This is a genomic window from Dinoroseobacter sp. S76 (assembly GCF_049801095.1).
Taxonomy (GTDB): Bacteria; Pseudomonadota; Alphaproteobacteria; order Rhodobacterales; family Rhodobacteraceae; genus Dinoroseobacter.
The window spans coordinates 469,541-495,524 of the sequence record NZ_JBNAGH010000002.1 but is presented as its reverse complement, the minus strand read 5'-3'; the positions used below and the strand labels follow the sequence as shown (position 1 = coordinate 495,524).

Annotated in this window: 29 protein-coding genes; 16 read left to right on the top strand and 13 right to left on the bottom strand. The window is 64.2% G+C overall.

The genetic code is table 11. The annotated features are described in order from the left end of the window. Positions 1 to 120: 120 nt before the first annotated feature. From ACP153_RS08215 to ACP153_RS08200, 4 genes are all read right to left on the bottom strand, one after another. Complete coding sequence (locus tag ACP153_RS08215) at positions 121 to 999, bottom strand: transferrin-binding protein-like solute binding protein (RefSeq protein ID WP_424970491.1); 879 nt, start codon at positions 997 to 999, stop codon at positions 121 to 123. 197 nt (positions 1,000 to 1,196) lie between these two features. Then, the gene (locus tag ACP153_RS08210) at positions 1,197 to 1,433 is read right to left on the bottom strand and encodes a DUF1289 domain-containing protein (RefSeq protein WP_424970490.1); all 237 of its coding nucleotides are present in this window, start codon (positions 1,431 to 1,433) and stop codon (positions 1,197 to 1,199) included. Further along, on the bottom strand, positions 1,426 to 1,911 hold the full coding sequence (ruvX, locus tag ACP153_RS08205) for a Holliday junction resolvase RuvX (RefSeq protein ID WP_424970767.1): 486 nt from the start codon (positions 1,909 to 1,911) through the stop codon (positions 1,426 to 1,428). Before ruvX ends, ACP153_RS08210 begins: the two co-directional genes overlap by 8 nt. A 115-nt stretch (positions 1,912 to 2,026) precedes the next feature. Then, positions 2,027 to 2,815: a hypothetical protein gene (locus tag ACP153_RS08200; protein WP_424970489.1), complete on the bottom strand. Its 789-nt coding sequence runs from the start codon at positions 2,813 to 2,815 to the stop codon at positions 2,027 to 2,029. A 193-nt stretch (positions 2,816 to 3,008) separates the two neighbouring features. Here ACP153_RS08200 and ACP153_RS08195 point away from each other — a divergent pair, with 193 nt between their 5' ends. The 8 genes from ACP153_RS08195 (at position 3,009) to ACP153_RS08160 (ending at position 10,786) form a co-directional block, all read left to right on the top strand. Then, the gene (locus ACP153_RS08195) at positions 3,009 to 4,256 is read left to right on the top strand and encodes a sarcosine oxidase subunit beta family protein (RefSeq protein ID WP_424970488.1); all 1,248 of its coding nucleotides are present in this window, start codon (positions 3,009 to 3,011) and stop codon (positions 4,254 to 4,256) included. After that, positions 4,256 to 4,975 carry a hypothetical protein gene (locus tag ACP153_RS08190; protein WP_424970487.1) on the top strand — a complete coding sequence of 240 codons (720 nt, stop codon included), beginning with the start codon at positions 4,256 to 4,258 and terminating at the stop codon, positions 4,973 to 4,975. The genes ACP153_RS08195 and ACP153_RS08190 overlap by 1 nt, the downstream gene beginning before the upstream one ends. A gap of 210 nt (positions 4,976 to 5,185) precedes the next feature. Beyond that, positions 5,186 to 5,431, top strand: a complete 246-nt coding sequence (locus ACP153_RS08185; RefSeq protein ID WP_424970486.1) for a hypothetical protein — start codon at positions 5,186 to 5,188, stop codon at positions 5,429 to 5,431. 84 nt (positions 5,432 to 5,515) lie between these two features. After that, positions 5,516 to 5,944: a hypothetical protein gene (locus tag ACP153_RS08180; protein ID WP_424970485.1), complete on the top strand. Its 429-nt coding sequence runs from the start codon at positions 5,516 to 5,518 to the stop codon at positions 5,942 to 5,944. 157 nt (positions 5,945 to 6,101) lie between these two features. Further along, positions 6,102 to 6,425: a sarcosine oxidase subunit delta gene (locus ACP153_RS08175; protein ID WP_424970484.1), complete on the top strand. Its 324-nt coding sequence runs from the start codon at positions 6,102 to 6,104 to the stop codon at positions 6,423 to 6,425. A 70-nt stretch (positions 6,426 to 6,495) separates the two neighbouring features. Next, the gene (locus ACP153_RS08170; RefSeq protein WP_424970483.1) at positions 6,496 to 9,519 is read left to right on the top strand and encodes a sarcosine oxidase subunit alpha family protein; all 3,024 of its coding nucleotides are present in this window, start codon (positions 6,496 to 6,498) and stop codon (positions 9,517 to 9,519) included. After that, positions 9,512 to 10,054, top strand: coding sequence for a sarcosine oxidase subunit gamma (locus tag ACP153_RS08165; RefSeq protein ID WP_424970482.1), 543 nt, complete (start codon positions 9,512 to 9,514; stop codon positions 10,052 to 10,054). The genes ACP153_RS08170 and ACP153_RS08165 overlap by 8 nt, the downstream gene beginning before the upstream one ends. A 132-nt stretch (positions 10,055 to 10,186) precedes the next feature. Next, a complete protein-coding gene (locus ACP153_RS08160; RefSeq protein ID WP_424970481.1) occupies positions 10,187 to 10,786 on the top strand; it encodes a superoxide dismutase in 600 nt (199 codons plus the stop codon). 74 nt (positions 10,787 to 10,860) lie between these two features. Here ACP153_RS08160 and ACP153_RS08155 read toward each other — a convergent pair whose 3' ends face one another. Next, the gene (locus ACP153_RS08155; protein WP_424970480.1) at positions 10,861 to 11,295 is read right to left on the bottom strand and encodes a hypothetical protein; all 435 of its coding nucleotides are present in this window, start codon (positions 11,293 to 11,295) and stop codon (positions 10,861 to 10,863) included. Positions 11,296 to 11,447: 152 nt separating this feature from the next. On the opposite strand from ACP153_RS08155, the gene ACP153_RS08150 reads away from it, so the two are divergent. After that, complete coding sequence (locus ACP153_RS08150; RefSeq protein ID WP_424970479.1) at positions 11,448 to 11,876, top strand: SufE family protein; 429 nt, start codon at positions 11,448 to 11,450, stop codon at positions 11,874 to 11,876. A 66-nt stretch (positions 11,877 to 11,942) separates the two neighbouring features. Here ACP153_RS08150 and ACP153_RS08145 read toward each other — a convergent pair whose 3' ends face one another. From ACP153_RS08145 to ACP153_RS08115, 7 genes are all read right to left on the bottom strand, one after another. Then, complete coding sequence (locus tag ACP153_RS08145; protein ID WP_424970478.1) at positions 11,943 to 12,575, bottom strand: DUF1638 domain-containing protein; 633 nt, start codon at positions 12,573 to 12,575, stop codon at positions 11,943 to 11,945. Continuing rightward, positions 12,572 to 12,907, bottom strand: a complete 336-nt coding sequence (locus ACP153_RS08140) for a YbjQ family protein (RefSeq protein WP_424970477.1) — start codon at positions 12,905 to 12,907, stop codon at positions 12,572 to 12,574. Before ACP153_RS08140 ends, ACP153_RS08145 begins: the two co-directional genes overlap by 4 nt. After that, a complete protein-coding gene (locus ACP153_RS08135) occupies positions 12,888 to 13,106 on the bottom strand; it encodes a hypothetical protein (protein ID WP_424970476.1) in 219 nt (72 codons plus the stop codon). Before ACP153_RS08135 ends, ACP153_RS08140 begins: the two co-directional genes overlap by 20 nt. Positions 13,107 to 13,168: 62 nt before the next feature. Next, positions 13,169 to 13,873 carry a corrinoid protein gene (locus tag ACP153_RS08130; RefSeq protein WP_424970475.1) on the bottom strand — a complete coding sequence of 235 codons (705 nt, stop codon included), beginning with the start codon at positions 13,871 to 13,873 and terminating at the stop codon, positions 13,169 to 13,171. A 112-nt stretch (positions 13,874 to 13,985) separates the two neighbouring features. Next, positions 13,986 to 15,008 carry a betaine--homocysteine S-methyltransferase gene (gene bmt, locus ACP153_RS08125; RefSeq protein ID WP_424970474.1) on the bottom strand — a complete coding sequence of 341 codons (1,023 nt, stop codon included), beginning with the start codon at positions 15,006 to 15,008 and terminating at the stop codon, positions 13,986 to 13,988. Positions 15,009 to 15,123: 115 nt separating this feature from the next. Beyond that, a complete protein-coding gene (locus ACP153_RS08120) occupies positions 15,124 to 17,010 on the bottom strand; it encodes a phosphatidylglycerol lysyltransferase domain-containing protein (RefSeq protein WP_424970473.1) in 1,887 nt (628 codons plus the stop codon). 165 nt (positions 17,011 to 17,175) lie between these two features. Continuing rightward, positions 17,176 to 17,490 (bottom strand): DUF1476 domain-containing protein, encoded by a 315-nt coding sequence (locus ACP153_RS08115; protein WP_424970472.1) that lies wholly within the window; start codon positions 17,488 to 17,490, stop codon positions 17,176 to 17,178. A gap of 180 nt (positions 17,491 to 17,670) precedes the next feature. Between ACP153_RS08115 and purC the strand changes: the two genes are divergently transcribed. From purC to ACP153_RS08085, 6 genes are all read left to right on the top strand, one after another. Continuing rightward, positions 17,671 to 18,432 (top strand): phosphoribosylaminoimidazolesuccinocarboxamide synthase, encoded by a 762-nt coding sequence (gene purC / locus ACP153_RS08110; RefSeq protein WP_424970471.1) that lies wholly within the window; start codon positions 17,671 to 17,673, stop codon positions 18,430 to 18,432. A 161-nt stretch (positions 18,433 to 18,593) separates the two neighbouring features. Continuing rightward, entirely contained in the window at positions 18,594 to 18,824 is a 231-nt protein-coding gene (gene purS / locus ACP153_RS08105; protein ID WP_424970470.1) for a phosphoribosylformylglycinamidine synthase subunit PurS, read from the top strand. Continuing rightward, positions 18,824 to 19,861, top strand: coding sequence for a zinc-dependent alcohol dehydrogenase family protein (locus ACP153_RS08100; RefSeq protein ID WP_424970469.1), 1,038 nt, complete (start codon positions 18,824 to 18,826; stop codon positions 19,859 to 19,861). The genes purS and ACP153_RS08100 overlap by 1 nt, the downstream gene beginning before the upstream one ends. Before the next feature lie 13 nt (positions 19,862 to 19,874). Then, positions 19,875 to 20,546 carry a phosphoribosylformylglycinamidine synthase subunit PurQ gene (gene purQ, locus ACP153_RS08095; RefSeq protein WP_424970468.1) on the top strand — a complete coding sequence of 224 codons (672 nt, stop codon included), beginning with the start codon at positions 19,875 to 19,877 and terminating at the stop codon, positions 20,544 to 20,546. 104 nt (positions 20,547 to 20,650) lie between these two features. After that, the gene (locus ACP153_RS08090; protein ID WP_424970467.1) at positions 20,651 to 22,408 is read left to right on the top strand and encodes a sensor histidine kinase; all 1,758 of its coding nucleotides are present in this window, start codon (positions 20,651 to 20,653) and stop codon (positions 22,406 to 22,408) included. Positions 22,409 to 22,431: 23 nt separating this feature from the next. Then, positions 22,432 to 23,760: a sigma-54-dependent transcriptional regulator gene (locus tag ACP153_RS08085; protein WP_424970466.1), complete on the top strand. Its 1,329-nt coding sequence runs from the start codon at positions 22,432 to 22,434 to the stop codon at positions 23,758 to 23,760. 225 nt (positions 23,761 to 23,985) lie between these two features. On the opposite strand, the gene ACP153_RS08080 is transcribed toward ACP153_RS08085, so the two are convergent. After that, the gene (locus ACP153_RS08080; RefSeq protein ID WP_424970465.1) at positions 23,986 to 24,843 is read right to left on the bottom strand and encodes an arginyltransferase; all 858 of its coding nucleotides are present in this window, start codon (positions 24,841 to 24,843) and stop codon (positions 23,986 to 23,988) included. 194 nt (positions 24,844 to 25,037) lie between these two features. Between ACP153_RS08080 and ACP153_RS08075 the strand changes: the two genes are divergently transcribed. Then, complete coding sequence (locus tag ACP153_RS08075) at positions 25,038 to 25,982, top strand: autotransporter outer membrane beta-barrel domain-containing protein (protein ID WP_424970464.1); 945 nt, start codon at positions 25,038 to 25,040, stop codon at positions 25,980 to 25,982. Positions 25,983 to 25,984: the final 2 nt, after the last annotated feature.

Genomic DNA, 25,984 nt, shown 5'->3' with positions numbered 1-25,984 from the left:
CCGTGTAGGCGAAAGAGCAGTGTCTTCGCGTCGTTTTTCTTGATCGCGACCCAATAATCGTTGCACCTCGACAGGTTATGGAAGACATATTGCGTAACCCCATGACTTCCTGGGTTATACTTAATCTGCTCCAAACGCGCCGATATAAATAGCGCCATTTTCTCCTGTGAGTTGGAATGTCCCGCCGACCTCATCTGCGCCGGGGCCGTGGAACGCACCGCTGGCTTCTCCGCTCAGGGTTGCGCTTGTAACGACTGCTTTGAAACGCGAACCGGATACTGGCCCGTTCCCGCTAAAGTCCAGATCGGGCAAGCTTGCTACCGTCCCTGGTTGGAGAGCAATTCTCTGCTCGGTATTCCTGCTATCAATGGTCACTCGACGAAAATCGGTACCCAGCGTGATGTCGGAGACGGTTACGCGCACAACCCCGGTTTCGTCCACACTATAGCCGGTGCTTTTCCCAACGTAAGCAGCTCTTTGACCTATTGGAATGTCGGAGTGAGGCGTCTCAAAGCCATAAGCTCCTGCGCCCAGTATAGCAGTGCTTTCAGTAAGGTTTTCTGCCCAAAACCCAATGGATTGATGCTCAAACCGACCTGTTTCGGTGTTTACGATTGCAAGGTAGGTCCCATCTTCTAGTGACCAATACTCAGAAATGGGAAGAATGTTGGGGGTTGTTGCACCCGCCGACAGATCAATTTCAACGTCTGATCGAAGCGACAAGATAGCGACCTCAACAATCTCGCCGTCCTCCGTGGTCAACTTTACCGAGCTTGCATCCGTCCCAGATAAGTTGAACAGAACAACTTCGTCGCTGTCGAAATCAATCTCAGCGTCAACTGTCACAGCCTGACCTTGCAAAAGAGTTTCGCCGTTTTCAGGCAAATCATTTAGGGAATCCAGACCGCGAGCTGTCGTGCTGCTGCTTCCACTTCCACAGGCCGCAAGCAATAGGCAGATACCGCAAATCTGCATGGCATTTTTTGCGGGCCGTTTCATACGATATCCTTTTGCAACGCGGCCATAGGGAATCGAAGTCGACCCTAGGTGACGCCACTGTGGTAGCACGGCATGCCCCGCAACAAATTGCGATATGACAAGATTTTCGATTTGTCGCAGCTGGTTGATTAACTATGCCAGCGAATTGCGGCAATCTCGCGCGGAATGCAGGATTGTCCGCCCGGCGCGATGACGATCTAAAGCTTCGGCGCGATCCGGGCTGCGCGGCCGCCGCGGCGTTTGGCGAGTTGGGGGCGGCGGTCTTCCAGGGTGTCCATGATCTCGCGCCGTTCCGCGCGGCTCATCCGGGACCAGGATCCGATCTCGTCGATCGTGCGCAGGCAGCCCGTGCAGAGGCGGCTCTCCGGGTGGATCACGCAGATCTTCACGCAGGGGCTTTCGATCTCTGCGCGCTTCCAGACCTCGTCACTCATCGGCGTCCTCTCCGATCATGTGCCCGAACCGGTCGAGCACCCCTTGCAAGATGTAGCCCGCGGCCACGTGGTCGATCACATCCGCCCGTTTGGCCCGCGAGGTGTCCGCCTCCAGAAGCGCGCGCTCGGCGGCCACGGTCGAGAGGCGCTCGTCCCAGAACCCGATCGGCAAGGGACAACGTGCCGCGAAGTTCCGGGCGAAGGCGCGGGTGGATTGCGCCCGCGGCCCCTCGGAGCCGTCCATGTTGCGCGGCAGGCCAAGCACGATTCCGCCCACTTCGCGCGCGGTCAGGATGGCTTCGAGCTTGGTCGCATCCAGACCGAACTTCTTACGCTTGATCGTCTCCAGCGGCGTCGCCACGGACCAGAGCCGATCCGACAGGGCCACGCCAATGGTCGCCGTCCCGAGATCCAGCCCGACCAGAGGCCGCCCCTGGGGCAATACGGCGCGAAATGCCGCCAAATCATCGAAGATCAGATCGCTCATATGGCCCCATATCCCGCGGGCGCCCCAAACGAAAGCCCAGAACGAAGGCCCATAACGAAACCCTGCAACGAAACTCCGTACGACGGCCCCGAATGCGGGTGCACCGCTATCGGCAGTATTCTTCGATGGGCTGAAGGCCCGACAACTCGTCCGAGCAATCATTGGTGTTGCCGGTTGGGCAGTCGCATCCCGGGCGCAACCCCGTGCTCTGACCGCCGGTGGTGGGCGTTGAGAGCCCCGCGGCGATGCCCGTCAGCAGCGCGGTCGCATCCGCGGTGAGTTGCTGGTTGGCGCGCCGCTGCTCTGCGGCTTGGCGGGAGAGCTGCGCACCCTTCTGTGCCGTGTAGATGCGTACCATCTCCTCCCAGACCGATTGCCGGGCACGGGCCTGGGCATCGGTCTGATACCAGATCCCGGCGCGAAACGCGCTTTGCCCGCCCGCTTGAGGGTCGATCAGCGCGCTGGCCGAAACCGTGGCGAGATCCTGTGTGTATTGACCGTTTGGCAGAAACGTCAGGCTCTTACGGCTTCCGTCAAGGGCATCGAACTGGCATTCGAGCACCCGCTGCGTGCGGCCATCCCCGAACCAGCTGCACTCTATGGGCGTTCCCCCATCCACAAAGCTGCAGGCCGAAGCGAAGCTGCCGCAACTCGACGGGAGCGCCAGGCTGAGCTCCCGCGCCGAGCTCTGTGCGGGCGTGGCCCCGGGCTGCAGCTGCTTGAGGATCGCCACGTCGCCGGAGGCGATGATGCCCTCGACCACCGGTGTCTCCGCCGCCTGGGCGTAGGCGCTGCGCTGCGCCGCGGCCTCCACCTGCGAAGACGGGCTCAAGCTCGGGGTCACGCAGGCGCTGAGAGCCATCAGGGCCAGGGACAAAGAAAATACCTGTTTCACGCGGGGACCTTGATCTGAGAAATGCGGCGATCGTAGCTGTGAGCGCCGCGAACCGATAGGCCCTTTGGACCCCGCCTACGCGCCCCATGCCCGGCCAGATCCCCCCCAATGTCGCAAACCGACAGAATGCGGCGGATTTGGTTTTGGCAAACGCCCCGACACTTGCCACAAATGGCACGACCAAGGAGCCCGCATGAAACGCTATTCCGCTTTTGCCATCGTCCGCGAAGCTGTCCGCTACCACCAGGGGTGGGAGCGCGCCTGGGCCGCCCCGGAGCCGCGCAAGCAGTATGACGTGGTCATCGTCGGGGCAGGGGGGCACGGCCTCGCCACCGCCTACCATCTGGGCAAGAACCACGGCATCACCAATGTGGCCGTGATCGAGAAAGGCTGGCTCGGCGGCGGCAATACGGGCCGCAACACCACGATCATCCGCTCGAACTACCTGCAGGACCCCTCGGCCGCGATCTACGAAAAGGCCCGCAGCCTCTACGAGACGCTCTCTCAGGACCTCAACTACAACGTCATGTTCAGCCCCCGCGGCGTGCTGATGCTCGCCCAGACCCATCACGAGGTCCGCGGCTACCTGCGCACGGCCCAGGCCAACGAACTGCAAGGGGTTGCCACCGAATTCGTCGGCCCCGAGCGCGTCAAGAAGCTCTGCCCGATCATCGACATCACCGGGCCGCGCTACCCGGTGCTCGGCGCCCTCTGGCAGCCCCGGGGCGGCACGGCGCGCCACGACGCGGTGGCCTGGGGCTATGCGCGGGCCTGCTCGGATATGGGTATGCATATCCTGCAAAAGACGGAAGTCACCGCGATCCGCTCCGAGAACGGCCAGGTCACCGGGGTCGAGACCAATCGCGGCGAGATCGGCTGCTCCAAGCTCGGCATCGTCGTGGCGGGCCATTCCGGCGTGCTGGCCGAGATGGCGGGCTTCCGCCTGCCGGTGGAAAGCGTGGCGCTCCAGGCGCTCGTCTCCGAGCCGATCAAGCCCTGCATGGATGTGGTCGTCATGGCCAACACCGTCCACGGCTATATGAGCCAGTCCGACAAGGGCGAGATGGTGATTGGCGGGGGTGCTGACGGGTATAACAACTACACCCAGCGCGGCTCCTTCCAGCATATCGAAGAGACGGTCCGCGCCCTGATCGAGACCTTCCCCATGCTCTCGCGCCTCAAGATGCTGCGCCAATGGGGCGGGATCGTGGACATGACCGGCGACCGGTCCCCGATCATCTCGAAAACCCCGCTCGGTGGGTGTTTCATCAATTGCGGCTGGGGTACGGGCGGGTTCAAGGCGATCCCCGGCTCCGGCTGGGCCACCGCCGAGATGATCGCGAACGGAGAGCCCGGCCCGCTTGCCGCCGAGTTCGGCCTCAACCGCTTCCGCGAAGGCCGCTTCATCGACGAGAGCGTCGCGGCAGGGGTGGCGCATTGATGGCTGGAGCGTTCATCGTCGATTGGTGGAGCGCTGTTATTGCGCTGGGTGCTGCCGGTATCGGGGGTCTTTTTACCATGGCGGCAACGCGCACAACACTCAAACAAACCCTTAAGAATGAACGGACGCTGCGAGTTGAACAGGACAATCGTCGAGACGCCGAATACGCGTTTTCCGCGCTTTTAAAGCTCTTCAGCATGGCCAACGAAACCAGCTCGCTCTATGATCACATAGCCCTGCAACTTAAAGAGGCCGAGCAAAAGAACGACGGTCGTCGCTCCTTGACGGAAGATGTTGGCGTAATTTTTTACGATGACTTTCATGGCGAACCGGTGCTTTCGCGTGAGATTTCCTTTCTCGCCCGCGCAGACCGCATAGATCTTCTTCATCAGATCCACTTATTCCAACGCAACTTTGATACAAACCGCGTGTCTTTGCGGCGTTACAACGCTCTTCGAAGTGAGTTGACGCAGCTTATGCGTAGCGAGGCTGAGTATAAGGATTTTCGCTTCGGCGAAGGCGCCAAGGCCGTTTTGACCGGGCAATCCGCACAAGCGGGAAAGCTGATGCTGGCCGAAGCCGACGAATTGTTGAAGACGATTATCCTGGCACTGCAGCGAGAACAAGAACGGGCTGACATGGTCCGTCTGGCGTTCTCGGAAGAAGCCCGCATGTTTTTTGGCGATGCCTTCCCGGTGCTTGATTACGATGCAGTTTAGAACCCCAATCAGAAAACGTCGCAATCTGGTCCTGCAAACCGCGATGCCATCCCTCACCTTGTGCTGTGGGTGGCAGGGTTTGGCAAAGCTTGGCCGACCTGCAACAGGCGTTTTCGCAGACTCCAGCCCAAACCGACCGGGGATTTCCGCTCAGGTTGTTTGGCCGCCCCGGCTCCCCCAGATCTGTCCTCTCATAGTGGAGGACAGTTCATGTCAGACTACGAAAACCGAACCACATCTGCACGTCACGCGGTCGGGCGCGCGCCCGGCGGGGGCAGCAAGGCCATCTTCTGGGTGCTGGGCATCGTCTTGTTGCTCATCTTCAGCATCCTCTTCTTCGCGGGCAGCGAGCCGGGCCCGGCCATCGGACCCGATGGCACACCGGCACCCGCAGCTGTGCCGGACGCGCCGATCGCTCCGGATGTGCCTGGGCAATCGCCCGTCGCACCGCAGTAACCCACACGCACCGTCACCCGCGGCGCATCCCTTCGGGGATGTGCCAGTCGCCGCCAACGCCCCGGCTCGGGCAGGGGGGCGGCCATGATCACCCATTTGCGCAATCGGCTGCCGCGTGCCGTCGCAGTGCTTGGCCTCGCGGTCTATCTCCTCGGCAGCCTGCTCAGCCTGACCTCCGGCCATCCGGAGCTCTTTCAGCGCTTCGGCGCCCTCGGCGTCGCCGCTGCCATCCTCTTCTTTACCGACCGGCTCACCCAGATCGAGCTCACCCGCCAACGCGCGGTGGAGGCGATGCTCCACGAATACGGGCTGCGGTTTGAGGCCATCGCCTCGGGCACCAAACCCGAGGACCTGCCGAACGAGGGCTACACGCTCGACTTCCTCGATGAGGAATCCGCTTTCACCCGTCTGCGCCGCAAGGCCGAGGCGATCAACTCGGGCAATACCGGGCTGCTCTCCGTCGCCACCCTGCAATGGGGCTTTGGCGACCTCGCGGTGGAGGCCCTGCGATGACCGCTCTCTCTCGCGCGCGCCGCCGCCTGATCCTTACCGGGGCGTTACCCCAGCGCGCGCCCGTGCCCGACACTTGCCCGACACTTGTCCGACACCTGTCCGACGGGGCGCCGACGCCCTGCCTGACCCGTTTTCCGCCCCGTTCTCTGGAGGTCCCATGCTCCTTTTGACCTGCCCCAATTGTGGCCTCACCGTCGAGGAAACCGAGCTCGCCCCGGGCGGACAGGCGCATATCTCCCGCGCCGGGCCCGAGGCCGATGACGCCGCCGTCGAGACCTATCTCTTCCATCGCGACAACCCCAAAGGCGTCCATTTCGAACGCTGGCGCCATGCCTATGGCTGCGGGAAGTGGTTCCACGCGGCCCGCTGCACCGTGACCCTCGAGGTGTTCGGCACCTATTCCGCGCAAGTCGCTGAACCGCCTCAGGAAATCCTCGACGCCATCCGCGCCCGCCGCCCCGATTGGAGCCCGAGTTCGTGACCAATCCCCGTCTTCATTGTTCCAAAAATACTCATAACCCGACTCTCTCCACCGGCGCAGGATCCGCATCATGAGCACACGTCTCGCCACAGGCGGCCGCCTGATCGACCGCGCCGCTCCGCTCGAATTTACCTTCAACGGCAAGCGCCTGCGTGGCTATGTGGGCGACACGCTCGCCTCGGCCCTGCTGGGCGCAGGCCAGACGCTCATGGGCCGGTCTTTCAAATACCACCGCCCCCGCGGCGTGGTCGCTTCCGGCGCCGAAGAGCCCAACGCCCTGATGTCATTGGGAAAAGGCGCAACGCTGGAGCCCAATCAGCGGGCCACGACGACCGAGCTCTTTGACGGTCTCGAGGCGCGCAGCCAGAACCACTGGCCCAGTCTCGAATTCGATGTGGGCGCAATCAACTCCAAGCTCTCGAAATACCTGCCTGCCGGGTTCTACTACAAAACCTTCATCCACCCGCGCCCCTTGTGGAAACACCTCTTCGAGCCCGTGATCCGCCACTCCGCCGGGCTTGGTCCGGCCCCGACGGAGCGGGATGTGGACCGCTACGAGCATTTCTACTGGCACACGGATATTTTGATCATCGGGGGTGGCGTGGCCGGGCTGCAAGCGGCCCTGAGCGCTGCCGCGACCGGGGCGCAGGTGACCCTGATTGAACAGACCGCCCATTGGGGCGGGCGCGCGCCCGTGGATGGCGGCACGCTGGATGGCGAGACGCCCGAGGCCTGGATCGCAGCCGCGCTCGACAAGTTGCGCGCGGCGGAAAACGTCACCCTGCAGTCCCGGACCATGGGGGCCGGGGTCTATGACCATGGCTATGCGTTGGCCTACGAACGGATCAAGGACCATGCCCCGGATCCGGATGCGCCACGTCACCGGCTTTGGCGCATCCGAACCAAGCAGATCATCACCGCGACAGGCGCGATCGAGCGGCCTTTGTCCTTTGCTGGCAATGACCTGCCTGGCGTGATGCTGGCCTCCGCCGTGCGGGATTACGCTGTCAATCAGGGGATCAGCCCCGGGGATCGTACGGTGGTTGTGACCAACAATGATGACGCTTACCGCACGGCGCTTGCCCTGCTTGATGCCGGGCTTTCGGTGCCCGCCGTACTGGACGCGCGCGACGAGGCCACGGGCGCGCTGCCCGAGGCGGTACGCGCGCGTGGGGTCCCGATCCATTGCGGCACCGGCATCGCGGCCACCAAGGGCAAGGCCCAGGTCACGGGCGTCACGACTTGCCTCCAGGCGGGCGAGGGCGCAGCGTTGGAAATGATTCCCTGTGATTGCGTGGCCATGTCCGGCGGCTGGTCGCCCGTGGTGCATCTCTGGTCCCATTGCGGTGGTAAGCTTGCCTGGGATGCCGAGCGGCTCTGTTTCAAGCCGGACCCAGCCAAGGCGCCCACTGGCGCCGATGGCTTGCCTTTCGTCCTGCCCGCCGGGGCGGCCTCCGGAATCAGCCACCTGGCGGCGGTCCTGACCGATGCAGCCGAGGCCGGCGCTCTGGCCGCGCAGCGCGTCGGCGCGGAGGACATGTCCTCCGCGCGCCCGCACCCTGTGCCCGAGGTCAGCGCCCCGGAGGAGAACGCGATCGCGCCGGTCTGGCTCATGCCCCAAGGGGCGAGCATCGAAAAACGCGGCAAGATGTGGCTCGACTACCAGAACGACGTGAAGGTTTCCGATGTCCAACTCGCCGCCCGCGAGGGTTTCGAGAGTGTCGAGCATACCAAGCGCTACACCACGCTCGGCATGGCCACGGACCAAGGGAAACTCAGCAATATCAACGGCCTCGCGGTCCTTGCCGGGGCGTTGGACGCGGATATTCCGGATGTGGGCACCACCACCTTCCGTCCGCCCTACACGCCGATCTCCATGGGGGCGATCGCGGGCGAGGCACGGGCCGAGATCTTCCAGCCCCTGCGGCGCACGCCCATGCATGCCTGGAACGATGCCAACGGCGCCGATTGGGAGCCTGTGGGCCAATGGCGGCGGCCCTATTGCTACCTCCAGCCGGGGGAGACCCAGGAGGAGGCCGTGGCGCGCGAGGTGTTGGCCACGCGCAACGCAGTCGGCCTCCTTGATGCCTCGACCCTCGGCAAACTGCTGGTGCGCGGGCCCGATGCGGGCGTTTTCCTCGACCGGCTCTACACCAACATGATGAGCAGCCTGAAACCCGGGCGCTGCCGCTACGGCCTGATGTGCAACGACAATGGCTTCCTGATGGATGACGGCGTGGTGGCGCGGCTCGACGACCAAAGCTTCCTCTGCCACACCACCACGGGCGGGGCGGACCATATCCACCAGCATATGGAAGAGTGGCTGCAGACCGAGTGGTGGGACCTCAAGGTCCATGTGGTCAACCTGACCGAGCAATTCGCCCAGATCGCCGTGGTCGGCCCGCAAGCGCGGCAGGTCCTCAAGGCTCTGGGCGGGCTCGATGTCTCGGCGGAGGCGCTGCCCTTCATGGGCTGGGTCGATGGCACGCTGGCGGGGCACCCGGTGCGGGTCTACCGCATCAGCTTCTCCGGGGAGCTCAGCTATGAGATCGCCGTGCCCGCCGATCAGGGCCGCACGCTTTGGGACAAGATCCTCGAGATCGGCGCGCCCATGGGCATGACACCCTACGGGACCGAAGCGCTCCATGTGCTGCGCGCCGAGAAAGGCTTCATCATGATCGGTGATGAGACCGACGGCACCGTGATCCCCCAGGATCTGGGGCTCGACTGGGCGATCTCGAAGAAGAAGGACGACTTCCTCGGAAAGCGCGCCCAAAGCCGCAGCCACATGGCCGACCCGAACCGCTGGAAGCTCGTGGGGCTCGAAACGCTGGATGCCTCGGTCCTGCCGGACGGTGCCTATGTGCTGGGCGAGGGCAAAAACGCCAATGGCCAGCGGGTAACGATTGGTCGTGTGACCTCGACCTATCGCTCGCCGACCCTGAAGCGGGGCATCGCCATGGGGCTCGTGCTGCACGGGCCGGAGCGGATGGGCGAGATCGTCGAGGTCGGTTTGATCGGACAGGGTCAGGTCAAGGCGCGGATCGTCGATCCGGTCTTCTATGACAAGGCGGGGGAGAAGCAGAATGTCTGAAACCTATGCACCGCAGGTCGCCGAAGTCACGGGGCAAGGGATGATCACCCTGCGGGGGGATTTGACGGCAGCCGAGATCACCACCGCGATCCAGAGCGCCACGGGCCTTGCCGTGCCCGCCCCGCGCCAGATCACCAGCGACGCGGAGCGCGCCCTCGCCTGGATGTCCCCGGATGAGGCGATGCTCTTTTGCCCGCGGGCCGAGGTCGCGGATGTGCTTGCAGCTCTGACGGAGGCCTTTGGGGAGGCTTTTGCCACCTGCGTGGATGTCTCCGATGCACGCCGGATCTACGAGGTCTCGGGCCCCGGGGCGCGGGAATGTCTGGCGAAGATAACCCCGGCGCCCATGGCCCCGGAGCGTTTCGCGCCGGGCGAGATGCGCCGGACGCGGCTCGCGCAGGTCGCCACCGCGCTCTGGATGCCCGCGCCGGATCGGATACGGCTGATCTGCTTTCGCTCCGTCGCGCAATATGTCGAGGATCTGCTTGCGGTCTCGGCCAACCCGGGGGGCGGGCTGCGGGTCTTTGCGGACTGATCGCATGAGGGAGTGGCGGCGAGGTCGGACGGGGGTGGCAAATCCCCCACCGATCCGCCTCCGGCCCTTGACCTTGGGGAGTGAAGGCCTCTTATACCTCCTACACTAATCCAACGTGCGAGAGGGGCCGCCATGGCTTTTGAACTTCCCGATCTTCCCTATGCTCATGACGCGCTCGCGTCCAAAGGCATGTCCGCTGAAACGCTCGAGTACCACCACGACCTGCACCACAAGGCCTATGTGGACAATGGCAACAAGCTGATCGCCGGCACCGAGTGGGAGGGCAAGACCCTCGAAGAGATCATCACCGGCACCTATGCCAAGGACGCTGTGGCCCAGAACGGGATCTTCAACAACATCAGCCAGTTGTGGAACCACAATCAGTTCTGGGAAATGATGGGTCCGGGCGATGCGGGCATGCCCGGCGAGCTGGAAAAAGCGATCACCGAGAGCTTTGGCTCCGTCGATGAGTTCAAGTCGCAGTTCTCCGCCGCAGGCGCAGGCCAGTTCGGGTCCGGCTGGGCCTGGCTGGTGAAGAATGCCGATGGCTCCCTCGCCGTGACCAAGACCGAGAACGGTGTGAACCCGCTCTGCTTTGGTCAGACCGCGCTGCTCGGCTGCGATGTGTGGGAGCATTCCTACTACATCGATTTCCGCAACAAGCGTCCGGCCTACCTGTCGAACTTCCTCGACAATCTGGTGAACTGGGAAAACGTCGCCTCCCGCCTCTGAGCGCGCGCGACATTCCAGACTTACAAGCGCCCCGGTTTCGCCGGGGCGTTTCGCGTTTCAGAAGGGGTTTGGGGTCAGGGGCGCACGCTGCGGGAGTTTGAGTTCGAGTTCACCACGATCCGGTTCACGCCCTGGAGCTGGATATCGCTGATGAACCGTGCCGCCACGATCTCGCGGGAGCGCTCGGTGCCGGGTGGGGTCGGCAGCACCGGCTCGGCCACGCGGAACTCGAAGGTCAGCTCGCCATTGACCGGACCATCCTCGGTGAGGGGCACGAGCTCCGCATCCCAGAAGCCTTGCACATCCGGGCGGCCCACTGCGGTGACCACGATCCCGCCGGGCAGGCGGTCGCGGCGCACGGAGGAGACCGACCGCACCGATTGGCGGCGATCCTCGACAAACACCTCGGGCGCGGGCTCCAGCCGCTCGATCTCGGGCTCGTTGGAAAACAGCTCGGCACATCCGGACAGCGCAAGCGCCATGCCACCCAACATAACAAACGATCGCACGTGGAGCGTCCTTCCCTTGATCCGATCTTCTCTGCCTAGCGGATCGACAGCGCGTTGAAAACCCTGTCCCATTGCGACAATCGGGGCATTTCCGCTGGACGCTCCGCGCGCGGGCTCCTAGGTGGAAAGCACCAGCGACTGACGAGGATCCCATGGCCACTGAAGCTTTTGAAGATATCGCCGAGACCTTCGAGTTTCTCGAGGATTGGGAGGATCGCTATCGCCATGTGATCGATATGGGCAAGGCGATGCCACCGCTGGATGAGGCGTTTCGCGTGCCCGCCACCAAGGTGGATGGCTGTGCCAGCCAGGTTTGGCTCCTGCCGCAGATCGATGGGGCAGGGCCGGGGGCGACCTTCGATTTTCAGGGCGAGAGCGATGCGATGATCGTGCGCGGGCTGATCGCGGTGCTCCACGCGCTTTATGGCGGGCTGCCGGTGAAGGATGTGCTGGCGGTGGATGCGCCCGCTGAGCTTGCCCGGCTCGGCTTGCATGACCACCTTTCGGCGCAGCGCTCGAACGGGGTGCGCGCCATGGTCGAGCGGATCCGCAAGCTGGCCGCCGAGGCGCAGGCCGCCTGATCCTGCGGATCCGGCGGGATTTTGGGCCTCCGGCGGGGATATTTCCGGACTTAAGATGGGGCGCGCTCAGGCCCGTGCGAGGGCTGGGGCGAGATCACCGTACCCGGTGAAGCGTCGCTCGAAGGGCAGGCTGAGCCGCTGGGCGCAAGCCCGTGCCTTTTCCGTAAGGGCGGGATCCTCCGTCTGGGCCTGATAGACGAGCTTGGTGTAATTGCCGAAATACATGTCGCGCAGCTCGGGGTGGCGGTCGAGCCCCATAGGGCGCCAGACAAATGCATCGAACTGCCGCACGAGGAAGTCCGTGAGGAAGAAGGCGGTGAATTCCTCATCCGCGAGCTCGGCGAAACGGTCATTGCCCTCGAAAAAGCTGTAGCAATGGGGGCCTTCGACCATCTCCACGCCGAGGGCGGCGCAGCGCGCCTGCAACAGCCCACCCGTGCCGCAATCGGCATAGACCACGAAGATCCGGGCGTATCTGTCTTTTGCTGCTGTCACCGCGGCCTCGACTGCATCGGGGATCCCCTCCGGGTGGAGGTGCAGCTTGGCGGGCAGGCAGCTGAGCGTCATGTGATCCCAGCCATTGGCCCGTTTGAGCGCGAGGATCTCATGGGCGAGCGCGCCGCAGGCGATCAGCAGGACCTGCCCCGGGCCGACGGGGGCGATCCCCTCTTCGGTCAGAGTGGCGTCGTCGGGGATCATCGCAGGCGCACGGCGGTGCCGTAGAACACCACTTCGGAGGCAGCCTGCTGGATCGTGGAGGTCTCCATCCGAGTGGCGACGATGGCATCGGCGCCAAGCTCATAGGCCTGTTCGATCATGCGGTCATAGGCTTGTTCGCGCGCGCCGGCGAGCAGGCTGGCATATTCCTTGACCTCCCCGCCTACGAGGTTGCGCAGGCTCGCCACGATATCCGAGCCGATATGCTTGGCCCGCACTGTGGAGCCGCGCACGAGGCCGAGCGCGGCCTCGATCTCGCGCCCCGGGACGCCATCGGTGGTCACAACGAGGATGTCACTTTTCGAGGCGATCATATTTGTCATCCTCCGTATTGCGCAGCCGCTGGGCGATCACCCGCCAGAGCACGAAGGCGATCAGACCCACGGGGATCAGCGTTGCCAGACCGAGCCCGGGGGCGTCGAGCGTGGCCAGGCCGAGGCTCGCCACGAAGATGGTGATCCCGGCGGCCGCGATCACGACCACCAGAAGCAGCACGAGTTTCTCAAGGGGCATGGGGACCTCCTGTCCGCTATGTCCCTTTGAATATGGCGATCCCGGTGCCCGGAAAGAAGGGCTCAGCTCGCCGCAAGCTGGTTATGCTTGCGGGAAATGAACTCCTTGGCGGTCTCCACGGCCACGGCTGCATCCCGGCAATAGGCGTCCGCGCCGATGGCTTTGCCGAACTCCTCGTTCAGGGGCGCGCCGCCGACCAGAACGATGTAGTCGTCACGGATACCTTTCTCGACCATCGCGTCGATCACCACCTTCATGTAGGGCATGGTTGTGGTGAGCAGGGCGGACATGCCGACGATATCGGCCTCTTCGCGCTCGGCGGCTTCGAGATAGTTTTCGACCGGGTTGTTGATCCCGAGATCGACCACTTCGAAACCCGCGCCTTCCATCATCATCGACACGAGGTTCTTGCCGATATCGTGGATATCGCCTTTCACGGTGCCGATCACCATCTTGCCCATGCGCGGCGCGCCGGTCTCGGCCAGAAGCGGCTTGAGGATCGCCATCCCGCCCTTCATGGCATTGGCCGCCAGAAGCACCTCGGGCACAAACAGGATCCCGTCGCGGAAGTCGTTCCCGACGATGGTCATGCCCGCCACGAGCGCTTCGGTCAGCACGCGGTAAGGCGCCCAACCCCGCTCGAGCAGGATGTTCACGCCCTCTTCGATTTCCTCCTTGAGGCCATCATAGAGGTCGTCAAACATCTGGAGCACGAGGTCTTCGTCATTGAGCTCGGAGAGGATGATGTCGTCGTCTTGGTCTGCCATGGGATCCTCGGTGGCCAGAAAGTGATGAGAAATCCTGTCCCGATCCGGCCGGGCAGGCTGTTTGAATTGCGACATCGCGCGGACGCGCAACGACGCGCGGGGGGCAGTGAGCCTAGGCGCGGCGGCGCCGGCGGTTCCGTTCCGGACGTTTCGGCGCGCCCTCCTCGGTGCCATCCACAGCGGAAGAGAACCCGCCCAGTGTCTCGGCAATCACCTCGAGCGAGGGGCGCGGCTGGTCGGCGAGGCTCTCATCCAGGGCGGCGCGCATATGGCGCAGATGCTCAAATGTCGTACCGCAACAGCCGCCGATCACCGTGGCGCCGGAGGCGCGGGCGAGCTTGGCATACTCCGCCATCAGCTCAGGCGTGCCGTCATAGTGGATATGGCCGTCGACATATTTCGGGATGCCCGCATTGCCCTTGGCGATCAGGGGGCGCTCAGAGCCCGCCGCGCTGAAGCCCAGCACTGTCCGCAGGAGGTCCGACGCCCCCACGCCGCAATTGGCGCCGTAGGCCACGGGCGGGTGATCCAGGGTCTCGACCATCTGGGCCATCGCCGCCGAGGTCGTGCCCATCATCGTGCGACCCGCCGTGTCGAAGCTCATGGTGCCGCACCAGGGCATGCCAGCCAGCAGGGCGGCTTCGGAGGCGGCCTTGTATTCTTCAGGCGCCGAGATCGTTTCGACCCAGAGGATATCGGCGCCGCCCGCCTTCAAGCCCTCGGCCTGCTCGTGGAACATCTCGACTGCGAGCTCATGGGTGAGCGGACCCATTGGGGCCATGATCTCGCCCGTGGGACCCATGGAGCCTGCGACCAGCACGTCGCGATCCGCTGCATCGGCGACCTCGCGACCGATTTCTGCGGCGCGCTTGTTCAGTTCCGTCACCCGGTCCTGGGCGTCGTGCAGTTTCAGACGCGCGGCGTTGCCGCCAAAGCTGTTGGTGAGAAAGAGGTCGCTGCCTGCTTCAACAGCCCCCTGATAGAGCGCCGTGATCTTCTCCGGCGCATCCGTGTTCCACAGCTCGGGCGCATCCCCGGAAGACAGGCCCATATTGAACAGCGTCGTGCCCGTCGCGCCGTCGGTCAGAAGCACTCCGCGCTCGGCAATCAATCGGGATAGCGGATCGGTGGTCATGGGCGCGGGGCCTTTCGGGCAAAACGGGATGGCATTGGGCGAGGGACTCCCCTCGGGTGCCGGTGTCTCGCATGTCCCGGGTTATGAGGCAATTTCATAATTCTCATAATGGTGTTCAATCCTGCGCATGTTCTTCGCGCCATGCTGCATGCTCTGCGGCCTGGCGCGCGCAGCGGATCGCAGCACTCGGACGGATCTGCTGGACGACGTCGAACATCGCGAGGGTCAGACCCGCAACGCTGGGCGCTGCGATATAGCGGGTCTCCCAACGGGGGTCGAAACAGGCCTTGAACTGGCACAGACCCGGGGCGTTGGCCCGGCGCAGAAGGCTGCTGGCAAAGCGGGCGATCCTTCCATCCGGTGCGTCCGGTGCCAAGCGGAGCGGCACTGCCGCGAGGGAGAAGCGATCGCAGCCTTCGCGTTTTGCGGTTTCAATCGCCTCCAGCACGAGGCGATGGGTGGTGCCGTCGGGTATCTCGCGGGCGGAGCGCACAAGGTCGAGCGCCCAGCCTCTCCGCGTTGTGTTGAAGGTGACGAAGGCGACAAGCGTGCCGTCCTGCCGAGCGGTGAAGATCCGCTGTGCGGAGAGGGGCGCATCCTCGAACCGGCTCATGGAGAATCCGCGCTCGCCACCATTGCGCGCGGCCCAATCGACCGAGAGCGCGGCCATCTCTGCATAAGGCGCCTCTGCGTCGATCTCTTCAAAGGAGAGCCCGGCCGCTTCGGCCTTGCGAAGTTTGCGCCGCAACTGACGGCAGCCGCGGCTGGCCAGGTCGAATGCGTTTGGATTGATCACCGCATCCTCCGCGAGGGCGCGCACGGTGTAGCCTCGGGCCCGGGCTGCGCTGGCGAGACGGGCATCGCATTTATAGAGCACCGGCACCGTGCCATCGCGATGGGCCTCTGCCTCCAGCGCGTCGAGCGCCGCCTCGGGCCGGGCACGGGCGCAGAGCGGATCGAAGAGCGCCACGAGAGCTTGCGGCGTGGGCGCTACCATCCAGCCAGTCTGCGTCTCCGGAGACCAGAGCAGGGATTTGCCCGCCTGATGATGCAATTGCACCTCCGCATGGGGGTTCTGCACTGCCGCGTGTTGTCCGGGGCAGGGGCCGAGCTGGAAGCGCTCGGTTTCAAGCGGTGTAATGTGGCGCCAGATCAACGCGCCACCGGCCAAGGTTGCGGGAAGGGCGTAGTAGACAAGCCGAAAGGCGATACAGGCGGCCAGAAGATCGAGCTCTGCCGAAGCAGGTAGCAGCGTCAGAAGCGTGACCTCGAATGGGCCCACACCCCCCGGCGTGCCCGAGATCAGGGCCGCGCCGAGGGCCAGCAGATAGACCGGCAGCAATGCGACAAAGCCGAGCCCCGTGCCTTCGGGCAAGAGCATCCAGAGCGCTGCGGCCGCGAGGATCGTGTCCACCGCTGTCAGACTGAGGAGCCGGAACATGGCGCGGATGGAGGGCCAGCGTAGGGGAAGTGTGCGAAACCCGGGCTGAAACAGGCTGACGCCCAGCAGGGCGGCAAGTCCCAGCCCTGCCGCGAACGCCCAGAACCCGGACGCGCCGGGCAGAACAGGGGCGAGGCTCAGCGCGGCGAGGGTCACGATCCCCCAGCAGGCGAGAAAGAGCACGGTGACCGTGAGCGTCAATTGCCCGGCGCGCAGCAGGGACATGCGCGGCTCGAACCATTTCCAGCGCACCAGCGCGCCGGTGATCAGGCCAAAGCCGATCGTTTGCCCGATGGCGATGGCCGCGCGCCCGGCATGGGCGGCCTGCCTCGGGTCCTGACCCGTGCGCAGATGACGGTGCAGCACCACGTCATAGCGGCCCACGGCCCAGAAACTCCCGAGCGTGGCCAGGCATGCCACCGCCCAGGCCTGCGCGGGCAGATCGACAATCGCAAGGCGCAGATCGGCCAGGGAGATCGCCTCGCAGCGCAGCCAGACGAGATAGAGACAGAGCCCGCCCAGCAGAAACGGCAGGCCGTGTTTGAGTGCAGAGTGCGGCACCCACCGCCGCACCCCCGATACAGGTTGTCTGGACATGTTTTTCCCTCGCCTCCAGAGCCGCAGGCTAGGAGGGGAGGGTTTAGGATCCGGTTAAACGGGCACGGATCTGTCCGATGCGACCCGCATCCCCGCGCGCCGCGTCTCAGATCCGGACAGGGTGGGCGATCAGACCTCGCTCATCACCTGGTTTTGCGCCTCGACCAGCAGCTCCGCCATCTTGGCGCGGATCGTGGCTTCATCCGCCTTGTCCCCGAGATCGCCGGAGACCTTGCGGAAGACATCCTCATGCCCTGCTTCCTCGAAATCCGACTTGATGACCTCGCGGGCATAGGCTGCGGCGTCCTCGCCGGTCTTGCCCAGAAGCTCTGCCGCCCAGAGGCCGAGCAGCTTGTTGCGCCGGGCATCGGCTTTGAACTGCATCTCCGCATCATGGGCGTATTTTGCCTCGAATGCGTTCTCACGGTCGTCAAATGTAGTCATCTCAGGTCCTCTGGCGCTGAAAACATAGCCCTAAAAGATATGGCGTTGCGCAGTTCGCCCTGCAAGACCCCCGCGCGGGTTTGCGGCGTCTTGCAGCATGGAGAGGCTTGCCCTATAGCGGGCGCACCCTGTCGCAGCGCTTGGACGACCGGGCCCCGATTTCTATCCCGGAGACAGTTCATGGCACGCCGCAAGAAGATTTACGAAGGCAAAGCCAAGATTCTCTATGAAGGCCCCGAGCCGGGCACGATTGTGCAATACTTCAAGGATGATGCGACCGCGTTCAATGCCGAGAAAAAGGCCACGATCGACGGCAAGGGCGTCCTGAACAACCGTCTGAGCGAGTTCTTCATGACCGGTTTGAACGGGATCGGGGTGCCGACTCACTTTCTCAAGCGGCTGAACATGCGCGAGCAGCTGGTCCGCGCGGTGGAGATCATTCCGCTCGAAGTCGTGGTGCGCAACGTGGCCGCAGGCTCGATTTCCAAGCGTTTGGGAATTGCCGAGGGCACGCCGCTGCCGCGTCCGATCGTGGAGTTCTACTACAAGGACGATGATCTGGGCGATCCGATCGTGAGCGAAGAGCATATCATCGCGTTCCAATGGGCGACGCAGCAGGATCTCGACGACATGGTGGCCCTCGCCCTGCGGGTGAATGATTTCATGTCCGGCTGCATGCTCAGCGTCGGGATCAAGCTGGTGGACTTCAAGATCGAAGTTGGCCGGATCTTCGAGGGCGATTACCAGCGCCTGATCGTGGCCGATGAGATCAGCCCCGACAGCTGCCGCCTGTGGGATATCGAGACGGGCCAGAAGCTCGACAAGGATGTCTTCCGGCGGGATCTGGGCAATCTGGCCGATGCCTATACGGAAGTGGCCCAGCGGCTCGGCGTGCTGCCGAAGAACGCCACGCCCATGACCAAGCCGACCCTGATCAACTGATCCGCGGCACCGCTTGGATCCGCACAAAGGCCCGCTGACATCCGGCGGGCTTTTTACTGCCCGGACGGCACAGAATGCCCAACGTCGCAAACGCCCAGAAGGGTTGAGCCCAACGGACCAATGCGCTAACCGGGCGGTGTCATTCAAGAAGGAGCCAGCCCGTGAAAGCCACCGTCCATGTGATGCTGAAAGCCGGCGTGCTTGACCCCCAGGGCGAGGCCGTGCGCCACGCATTGGGATCCCTCGGCTTCGACGGGGTCGAAGGCGTCCGACAGGGCAAGGTGATCGAGCTCGATCTGGCCGAAGGCACCACCGAAGCGCAGGTGACCGAGATGTGCGAGAAGCTGCTCGCCAACACGGTGATCGAAAGCTACCGGGTGGAGATGGCCTGATGCGCGCCGCCGTCCTGCGGGCCTATAACGAAGACCTTGCGCTCGAGGACGTGGCGGATCCGACCTGCCCCGAAGATGGGGTCATTCTCAAGGTTCTGGCGTGCGGCGTGTGCCGCTCGGACTGGCATGGCTGGGTGGGAGAGCATCCCAAGGTGCTGCCCGGCCAAATCGGCGGTCATGAGTATTGCGGCGAGGTGATCGAGGCCGGACCGCGCGCCACCCACAAGGTCGGGGACCGGGTCGTTGCACCCTTCATCCTGGCGTGCGGGGCGTGCCCCTCCTGTCAGGCGGGGGTGCAGAATACCTGTCCGAACCAGCGCTTGCCGGGCTTTGTCGAGCCGGGCGCTTTTGCCGAATACATCGCGGTGCCCTTTGATCACAACCTGTCGCTCCTGCCCGAGGCGCTCTCGCCCACGGTGGCGGCGGGGCTCGGCTGTCGCGTGACGACCGCCTGGCACGCGCTCACGGGCCGCGCTGCATTGCAGGCCTCGGAATGGGTGGCGGTGCATGGCACGGGAGGCATCGGCCTCTCGGCGGTGATCCTCGCCAATGCGCTCGGCGCGCGGGTGATAGCCGTGGATGTGGTCGACGAGAAGCTCACCCATGCGGCTGAGCATGGCGCCGAGCTGACGCTGAATGCCCGCGAGGGCGATGTGGCAGCGAAGATCAAGGAGCTGACCGGCGGCGGGGCCCATGTCTCGATCGAGGCGCTTGGCATCGAAGACACGGTCAATGCCTCGCTGGAATGCCTGCGCCCGCTGGGCCGCCATGTGCAGGTCGGCCTGCCCACGGGCCATACGGCGCGGATGGATGTGAACATGTCCGCGATCTATCAGGGCAACCTCGCTGTCTATGGCACCCGCGGCATGCCGTCCTGGCGCTATCCGAGCCTGCTCAGCCTGATCGAGACAGGCCGCGTGGACATGTCCCCGCTCATCGCGCGCGAGATTGGTCTTTCGGGCACCTCGGAAGAGCTGCGCGCCTTTAACGGGCCCACCCCGCCGGGTGTGGCCGTCATCACCGATTTCCTCAGCTGAAGGACCGATCCCCATGAAAGCTGCCATCATTGTCTTCCCCGGATCCAATTGCGATCGCGACCTGGCCGAGGCTTTTCGCAAGACCACGGGCGTCGACCCGGTGATGGTCTGGCACAAGGACACGGCGCTTCCCGAGGGGATCGACATCGTCGGCGTGCCCGGCGGGTTCTCTTTCGGCGACTACCTGCGCTGCGGCGCGATTGCGGCCCAGTCGCCCATCGCGCAATCGGTCAAGGGCTTTGCCGAGAAGGGCGGGCCGGTGCTCGGGATCTGCAACGGGTTCCAAGTGCTCTGCGAGACCGGGCTCTTGCCCGGGGTTCTGATGCGGAACGCCTCCCTGAAATACATCTGCAAGCCCGTTGGCCTGCGGGTCGAGAGCAGCCAGACCCCCTATACCAGCGCCTATGCGGATGGGGAGGAGATCACCGTCCCCATCGCCCATCATGACGGCAACTACCGGGCCGATGCCGAGACCCTCGACCGGCTCGAAGGGGATGGCCGGGTCGCGTTCCGCTATACCGACAATCCGAACGGGTCGGACCGCGATATCGCGGGGATCCTCTCGGCCAATCGTCGGGTACTCGGCATGATGCCCCATCCGGAGCGAGCCTTCGAGCCGCTCCATGGCGGCACCGATGGCGCGCGGCTCTTCTCGGGCCTTCTGGACGTGCTCAGCCCCGCCTGACAGGGCAGGGCGTCGCCGGGCGCGGCACCCGTGGCAAGCGAGGCCTCGCCTGCGGCGCAGGCAGCCCGCTTGTGACAGATCCGGAACCCGCGTATCCCTAGTTCATGACGGTTACGCCGGACGATCCCTCCAGCTCCCTCAGTCGCGCCTCCAGCGCGGCGCGGGTCGTGGCGCTGCTTCTCGCAGCGGTCGCGGTGGCTGTGGTCTGGATCACGAATATCTGGCTTACGGACCGGTTCACCGAGACCACGCGGGACCGGGCCGAGCTGCGCCTGTCACTCTATTCCAATGCGATCGTGTCCGAGGTGCAGCGGAACTCCGTGGTGCCGCTGCTGCTGTCCCGCGATCCGGTGATCATCAGCGCGCTGGCGCGGGATGACCATCTGGCGACGTCGCAACGTCTGATCAGCCTGCGGGAAGAGATCGGGGCGGCCTCGCTTGAACTGCTCAACGAATCCGGACGCACGGTGGCGGCCACGGACCGAACGCAACTGGGCACCCAACACCGCAATGCGCCTTATTTCGTGGAAGCTCTGCGCTCCAGTGGGACTGTTTTCACGATCACACCCACGGAAAGCGGGCGGTTCGATTTCGCCTATTCCCGGCTGATCGAGTTTGACCAGCGGGTCCTCGGCGTGATGGTGGTGGAGGTGGATCTCCGCAAGCTCGAGGAGCGGTGGTCCGGCGGCTCCGACGCCATTCTGGTCACCGACAGTCAGGGCCGGGTCATCGTCGCCACGGAGCCGCGCTGGCGCGGGCTGAGCGTGGATGACGCGCTGGGGGTGCAATCGGCGCCCTCGGCCATTGCCCGGGCGATCCAGAAGACCGGCGAATGGACCGGGCGTTTCCCGGAGACCTATCTGAGCGGGGAGGCGGTGCTGCGTCTCGACATGCTGGTCCCGTTCCGCGGCTGGCGACTGACCTCTTTCGTGACCTATTCCTCGGTCCGAGAGCGGGTGAACTCGGTCCTCGCGCTCGAGATCATGACCTTCTCGATTCTCATCGCGGTGGTGTTTTACCTCCTCAGTCGGAGGGCGGTGTCGACCTCGGTTTTCTTCCAGCGGGAGTCGGCAGAACTCCGCCAGTTGAACGACCGCCTACAGCAGGAAATTGCCGAACGAGAACGGGTTGAAAAGACACTGGAACAGGCCGAACAGACCCTTGCGCAGAGCCAGAAACTGGCCGCTCTGGGGGAGATGTCGGCGGCGGTGAGCCATGAGTTGAACCAGCCGCTCGCGGCGATGAAAACCTATCTCGCGGGGGCGCGTCTGCTGCTTCAGCGCAAGCGCATGGACGAGTCCCTCAGCTCCTTTGCGCGGATCGATGACCTGATCGACCGGATGGGCAAGATCACCCGCCAGTTGAAGTCCTTTGCCCGCAAGGGAGAGGACGCGTTTCAGCCCGTGGATCTGCGCGAGGCGCTGTCTTCGGCGCTTGCGATCATGGAGCCGCAGCTCAAGCAAGGTCTTGTAAAGATTGAAAGAACCATGCCGAAACAGCCGATCCTCGTCATGGGGGACCGGATCCGGCTGGAGCAGGTGATCGTCAATCTCTTGCGCAATGCGATGGACGCGACCTCCGGCGAGCGCGCCCCGGTGATCGAGCTCGATCTGAGCACGGGAGAGACCGCGCGTCTCTCGGTGCGCGACAATGGTCCGGGGATCACGGATTTCGATCAGCTCTTCGAGCCATTCTACACCACCAAGCAGCCCGGCGATGGGGTCGGCCTCGGCCTCGCGATCTCGTCGGGGATCGTCTCGGATCATGGCGGGCGGCTCATGGCGCGGAACCGCACGGGTAACGGCGCCGTGTTCGAGATGCGTTTGCCCCTCTGGACGGCGGGCAGCCAAGCGGCAGAATAGGCGCCGCAACCAAGGAGAGTCCCATGCCCAAGGCCATGAAGATCGCCATCGTTGATGACGAACAGGATATGCGCCAGTCTATCAGTCAGTGGTTGGCCCTGTCGGGCTATGACACGGAAACCTTCCCGAGCGCTGCGGATGCGTTGAAGGGGATCGAGACCGGGTATCCCGGGATCGTTGTGTCAGACATCAAGATGCCCGGCATGGACGGGATGGCCTTTCTCAAGCGGCTGATGAGCGTCGACAGCGCGCTGCCCGTGATCATGATCACAGGGCATGGGGATGTCCCGATGGCGGTGGAAGCCATGCGTCTGGGCGCGTTCGACTTTCTGGAAAAACCCTTCAACCCGGATCGGATGACCGAGCTTGCCAAGCGCGCCACGGATGCAAGGCGTCTGACGCTGGAGAACCGCGCCCTGCGGCGTGAGCTGGGCGATGGCACGGTCCTGATGCGCAAGCTGATCGGGGCCTCCCCGGCGATGGAGCGGCTGCGCGAGGATATTCTCGATCTGGGTCAGGCCGATGGCCATGTGCTGATCGATGGCGAGACGGGGACGGGCAAGACGCTCGTGGCCCATGCGCTCCATGCGGTGGGGCCGCGGGCCGGGCGGCCGTTTTTGATCCAGAGCTGCGCGGCGACTGAGGAAGATCTCGCGCGCAAGCTCTTTGGTCCGGTGGAGGAGGGGATGCCCCTCCCGTTGGTGGAGCAGGCCCGGGGCGGGACCCTGTGTCTCGAAGATATCGAAGCGCTGCCGCCCGAGGTGCAGACCCGGCTTCTGGGGCAGCTCAATGACAGTGCGGCCGGGATCGAGACGCGGATCATCGCGATCTGCAATCTGGCCGAGGATGGCAAGACGGTCGAGGACACGCTGCGTCCGGATCTGTTTTACCGGCTGGCGGCCATGCGGATCACCCTGCCGCCCTTGCGCCAGCGGGGCGAGGATATCCTGACGCTCTTCTCCCATTACGCGGATCTTTACTGTGAGGAATATGGCTGCGACGCGCCCCAGATCGCCGCGCAGGAGGCCGCGCAGTTGCTGCAAGCGCCGTGGCCCGGCAATGTGCGCCAGTTGATTCATGTGGCCGAGCGGGCAGTGTTGCAGAACCGGCGTGGCTCCGGATCCATCGCGTCGCTATTGATGGCGGATAATGCCGAGATGGGGCCAGCGATTACGACCGAGGGCAAACCGCTCAAGGAGTATGTCGAGGCGTTCGAGCGGATGCTCATCGACAACACCATGCGGCGGCACAAGGGCTCCGTGGCGGCGGTCATGGATGAGCTTTGCCTGCCGCGGCGGACGCTCAACGAGAAGATGGCGAAATACGGGCTGGCGCGCGCCAACTACCTCTGAGGGAACAGGCTCTGAGGGAACAGGCCAGGCGGCGACCACATGTGGTCGCCGCGGACGCGCCCCGAGATGGGTCTCGCGCCGCGCATAACGCTCAGCTTTCATACACAGGCTTGATGCAGAGAGTGTCCTCCGGGTCCGCATGCGGACCCGGCCACGTGCCGGAGACACGATGCCAAAGACCGGGTTCCGGAAACCCAGCCTTTCGCGCACTCTTCGCGTTGTCGCTTAACTGCCGCGCCGATCCGTCGGTAGTGTATCCGGCAGGTTGATCTTCGCCACCTGCTCGGCAATCGGATCCACGTTCAGCGGGTGGGTGTCCTGGCTGTGGCTTTCGGGATCCCCGATCGGCTGCCAATCCCCGTTCTTGTAGATCTCCAGTCCAGAGAACCCGGACTTATAGCCCATCTTCGGGCTGCCGGGCACCCAGTAGCCCAGATAGACGTAAGGCAGACCTGCCTCCCGCGCGATCTCCACATGGTCCATGACCATGAAGGTGCCCATGGAATTCCGATGCAGCACAGGGTCGTAGAAGGAGTAGACCATGGACAACCCGTCATCGAGCACATCCGTCAGGCACACCCCCGCCAACCGCCTCTGCGCGCGGCTGCGCAGATCCTCGGCACCCTCCGTGTGGCGATACTCCACCACGCGCGAGCGCACAGGGGTTTCCTCGATCATCGCGGCGAATTCGAAGATATCCATATCCGCCATCCCGCCCTCGGCATGGCGCGCATCGAGATACTTCCGAAAGAGCGCGTATTGGTCCTCCGTCGCCCAGGGCGAGGTCGCCTCGCGCTGCAGGTTCCGATTGCGGGCAATGGTCTTGCGCTGGCTGCGCGAGGGCTTGAAGGCCGACACATCGATCCGCGCGGACAGGCACGCGGTGCATTCCGCGCAGCTCGGGCGGTAGAGCACATTCTGCGACCGCCGGAATCCTTGCTTGGAGAGCGCGTCATTCAACGTCTCGGCGTAATCGCCTTGCAGAGCCGTGAACAGCTTTCGCTCCATGCGGCCCTCGATATAGGGGCATGGCTGCGGCGCTGTGACATAGAACTGCGGCGCTAGGGGAAGCGTATGGCGCATGGGTACCGATGTGAGTGACGTCCGAGAAAACGGTAGCAAGCTCCGTCCGTCCCGCCAAGACACTTTTGGCCGCGCCCCGGCGTCAGAAGCTTGACCCATTGGTCTTATAAGCGGATCGTCAGCCGGAACTGAGACGAATTGACGACGCCCGGAGAGCTAAGACTGTGAATAATCCCGAGATTTCGAGCTCTTTGTTGCGATTCGGTCCCGGGATTGGCGCAATCTGCCTGACCATCGGCGGACCGGCCCCAGCTCAGGATCTACCGATTGTCGGGGTGCTGGGACGCGCGGTGGAGGAGCAGGCCGCTGAGGCGCTGGCCATCTTCGGACTGATCGCGGTGCCCAATGACGCGGCCTCGACGATCTCGCTGGACGGGGCGGGCGGAGCCACGGACCTCCTGAGCATCCAGACCGGCGGCGGGTTCCGGGTGTCGGAAGAGTTTCCCCTCTATCTCGAAGGCTTCGCCGGGTTCCAGCGCTATGACCCGCGCTTCGTGCTGTCCAACGGCACGGACAGCTCCGAGACCTTCGCGCGCTGGAACGCGGCGGCGGTGACCGGTGGGGCAGGCTGGGAGTTCGATATCAGCGAGCGCTTCGTGATCCGCCCCATGGTCCACCTGACCCTCGGCACGGTGGTCAGCGATCTGGAACTCGGGGCAAAATTCATCGGCAACCAGGTCGACAAGGATCTCGATTTCCTGATCGATGGCAGCCTGACCGCGGGCGGCTATGGCGCCTCGATCAGCGGGGTCTATGAGCTCTTGCGCGAGGATTACGAGTTCGAGTTCAGCGCCCGCCTGTCCCATATGGAGCTTCGGACAATCTCCAGCTCCTCGGATGTGGACGCGTCTTCGGATGTCTCCGTGGCGAGCTTCTGGACCCGCTACCGTCGGCCGATCGACGGCTGGCGCGCCTTTGACCAACCCGTGCGCTGGGTGGTGGATGGCTCCCTCGGGATTTACGAGGGCGGGCCGAATGAGTTTCCCGGCATCGACTGGCTCGCGGGGATCGGCGCGGGGCTGGAGCTGGATGTCTCCGAGACCAAGCTCATCTTCACGGAGCGAGCGCGCCTGATGGCGCGCTACTATTTTGGCGAGAAATATCGAGGCTACGGTCTGGGGATCAGCATCTCGTTCTGAGC

Coding starts and splice junctions, on each gene's coding strand:
- ACP153_RS08085 (WP_424970466.1), top strand. CDS start 22,432: ATGCCCAAGGCCATGAAGATCGCCATCGTTGATGACGAACAGGATATG.
- purQ (WP_424970468.1), top strand. CDS start 19,875: ATGAAAGCTGCCATCATTGTCTTCCCCGGATCCAATTGCGATCGCGAC.
- ACP153_RS08130 (WP_424970475.1), bottom strand. CDS start 13,873: ATGGCAGACCAAGACGACGACATCATCCTCTCCGAGCTCAATGACGAA.
- ACP153_RS08185 (WP_424970486.1), top strand. CDS start 5,186: ATGTCAGACTACGAAAACCGAACCACATCTGCACGTCACGCGGTCGGG.
- ACP153_RS08090 (WP_424970467.1), top strand. CDS start 20,651: ATGACGGTTACGCCGGACGATCCCTCCAGCTCCCTCAGTCGCGCCTCC.
- bmt (WP_424970474.1), bottom strand. CDS start 15,008: ATGACCACCGATCCGCTATCCCGATTGATTGCCGAGCGCGGAGTGCTT.
- ACP153_RS08135 (WP_424970476.1), bottom strand. CDS start 13,106: ATGCCCCTTGAGAAACTCGTGCTGCTTCTGGTGGTCGTGATCGCGGCC.
- ACP153_RS08080 (WP_424970465.1), bottom strand. CDS start 24,843: ATGCGCCATACGCTTCCCCTAGCGCCGCAGTTCTATGTCACAGCGCCG.
- ACP153_RS08100 (WP_424970469.1), top strand. CDS start 18,824: ATGCGCGCCGCCGTCCTGCGGGCCTATAACGAAGACCTTGCGCTCGAG.
- ACP153_RS08215 (WP_424970491.1), bottom strand. CDS start 999: ATGAAACGGCCCGCAAAAAATGCCATGCAGATTTGCGGTATCTGCCTA.
- ACP153_RS08165 (WP_424970482.1), top strand. CDS start 9,512: ATGTCTGAAACCTATGCACCGCAGGTCGCCGAAGTCACGGGGCAAGGG.
- ACP153_RS08140 (WP_424970477.1), bottom strand. CDS start 12,907: ATGATCGCCTCGAAAAGTGACATCCTCGTTGTGACCACCGATGGCGTC.
- ACP153_RS08150 (WP_424970479.1), top strand. CDS start 11,448: ATGGCCACTGAAGCTTTTGAAGATATCGCCGAGACCTTCGAGTTTCTC.
- ACP153_RS08190 (WP_424970487.1), top strand. CDS start 4,256: ATGGCTGGAGCGTTCATCGTCGATTGGTGGAGCGCTGTTATTGCGCTG.
- ACP153_RS08170 (WP_424970483.1), top strand. CDS start 6,496: ATGAGCACACGTCTCGCCACAGGCGGCCGCCTGATCGACCGCGCCGCT.
- ACP153_RS08210 (WP_424970490.1), bottom strand. CDS start 1,433: ATGAGTGACGAGGTCTGGAAGCGCGCAGAGATCGAAAGCCCCTGCGTG.
- ACP153_RS08175 (WP_424970484.1), top strand. CDS start 6,102: ATGCTCCTTTTGACCTGCCCCAATTGTGGCCTCACCGTCGAGGAAACC.
- ACP153_RS08160 (WP_424970481.1), top strand. CDS start 10,187: ATGGCTTTTGAACTTCCCGATCTTCCCTATGCTCATGACGCGCTCGCG.
- ACP153_RS08180 (WP_424970485.1), top strand. CDS start 5,516: ATGATCACCCATTTGCGCAATCGGCTGCCGCGTGCCGTCGCAGTGCTT.
- ACP153_RS08145 (WP_424970478.1), bottom strand. CDS start 12,575: ATGATCCCCGACGACGCCACTCTGACCGAAGAGGGGATCGCCCCCGTC.
- purC (WP_424970471.1), top strand. CDS start 17,671: ATGGCACGCCGCAAGAAGATTTACGAAGGCAAAGCCAAGATTCTCTAT.
- ACP153_RS08195 (WP_424970488.1), top strand. CDS start 3,009: ATGAAACGCTATTCCGCTTTTGCCATCGTCCGCGAAGCTGTCCGCTAC.
- ACP153_RS08115 (WP_424970472.1), bottom strand. CDS start 17,490: ATGACTACATTTGACGACCGTGAGAACGCATTCGAGGCAAAATACGCC.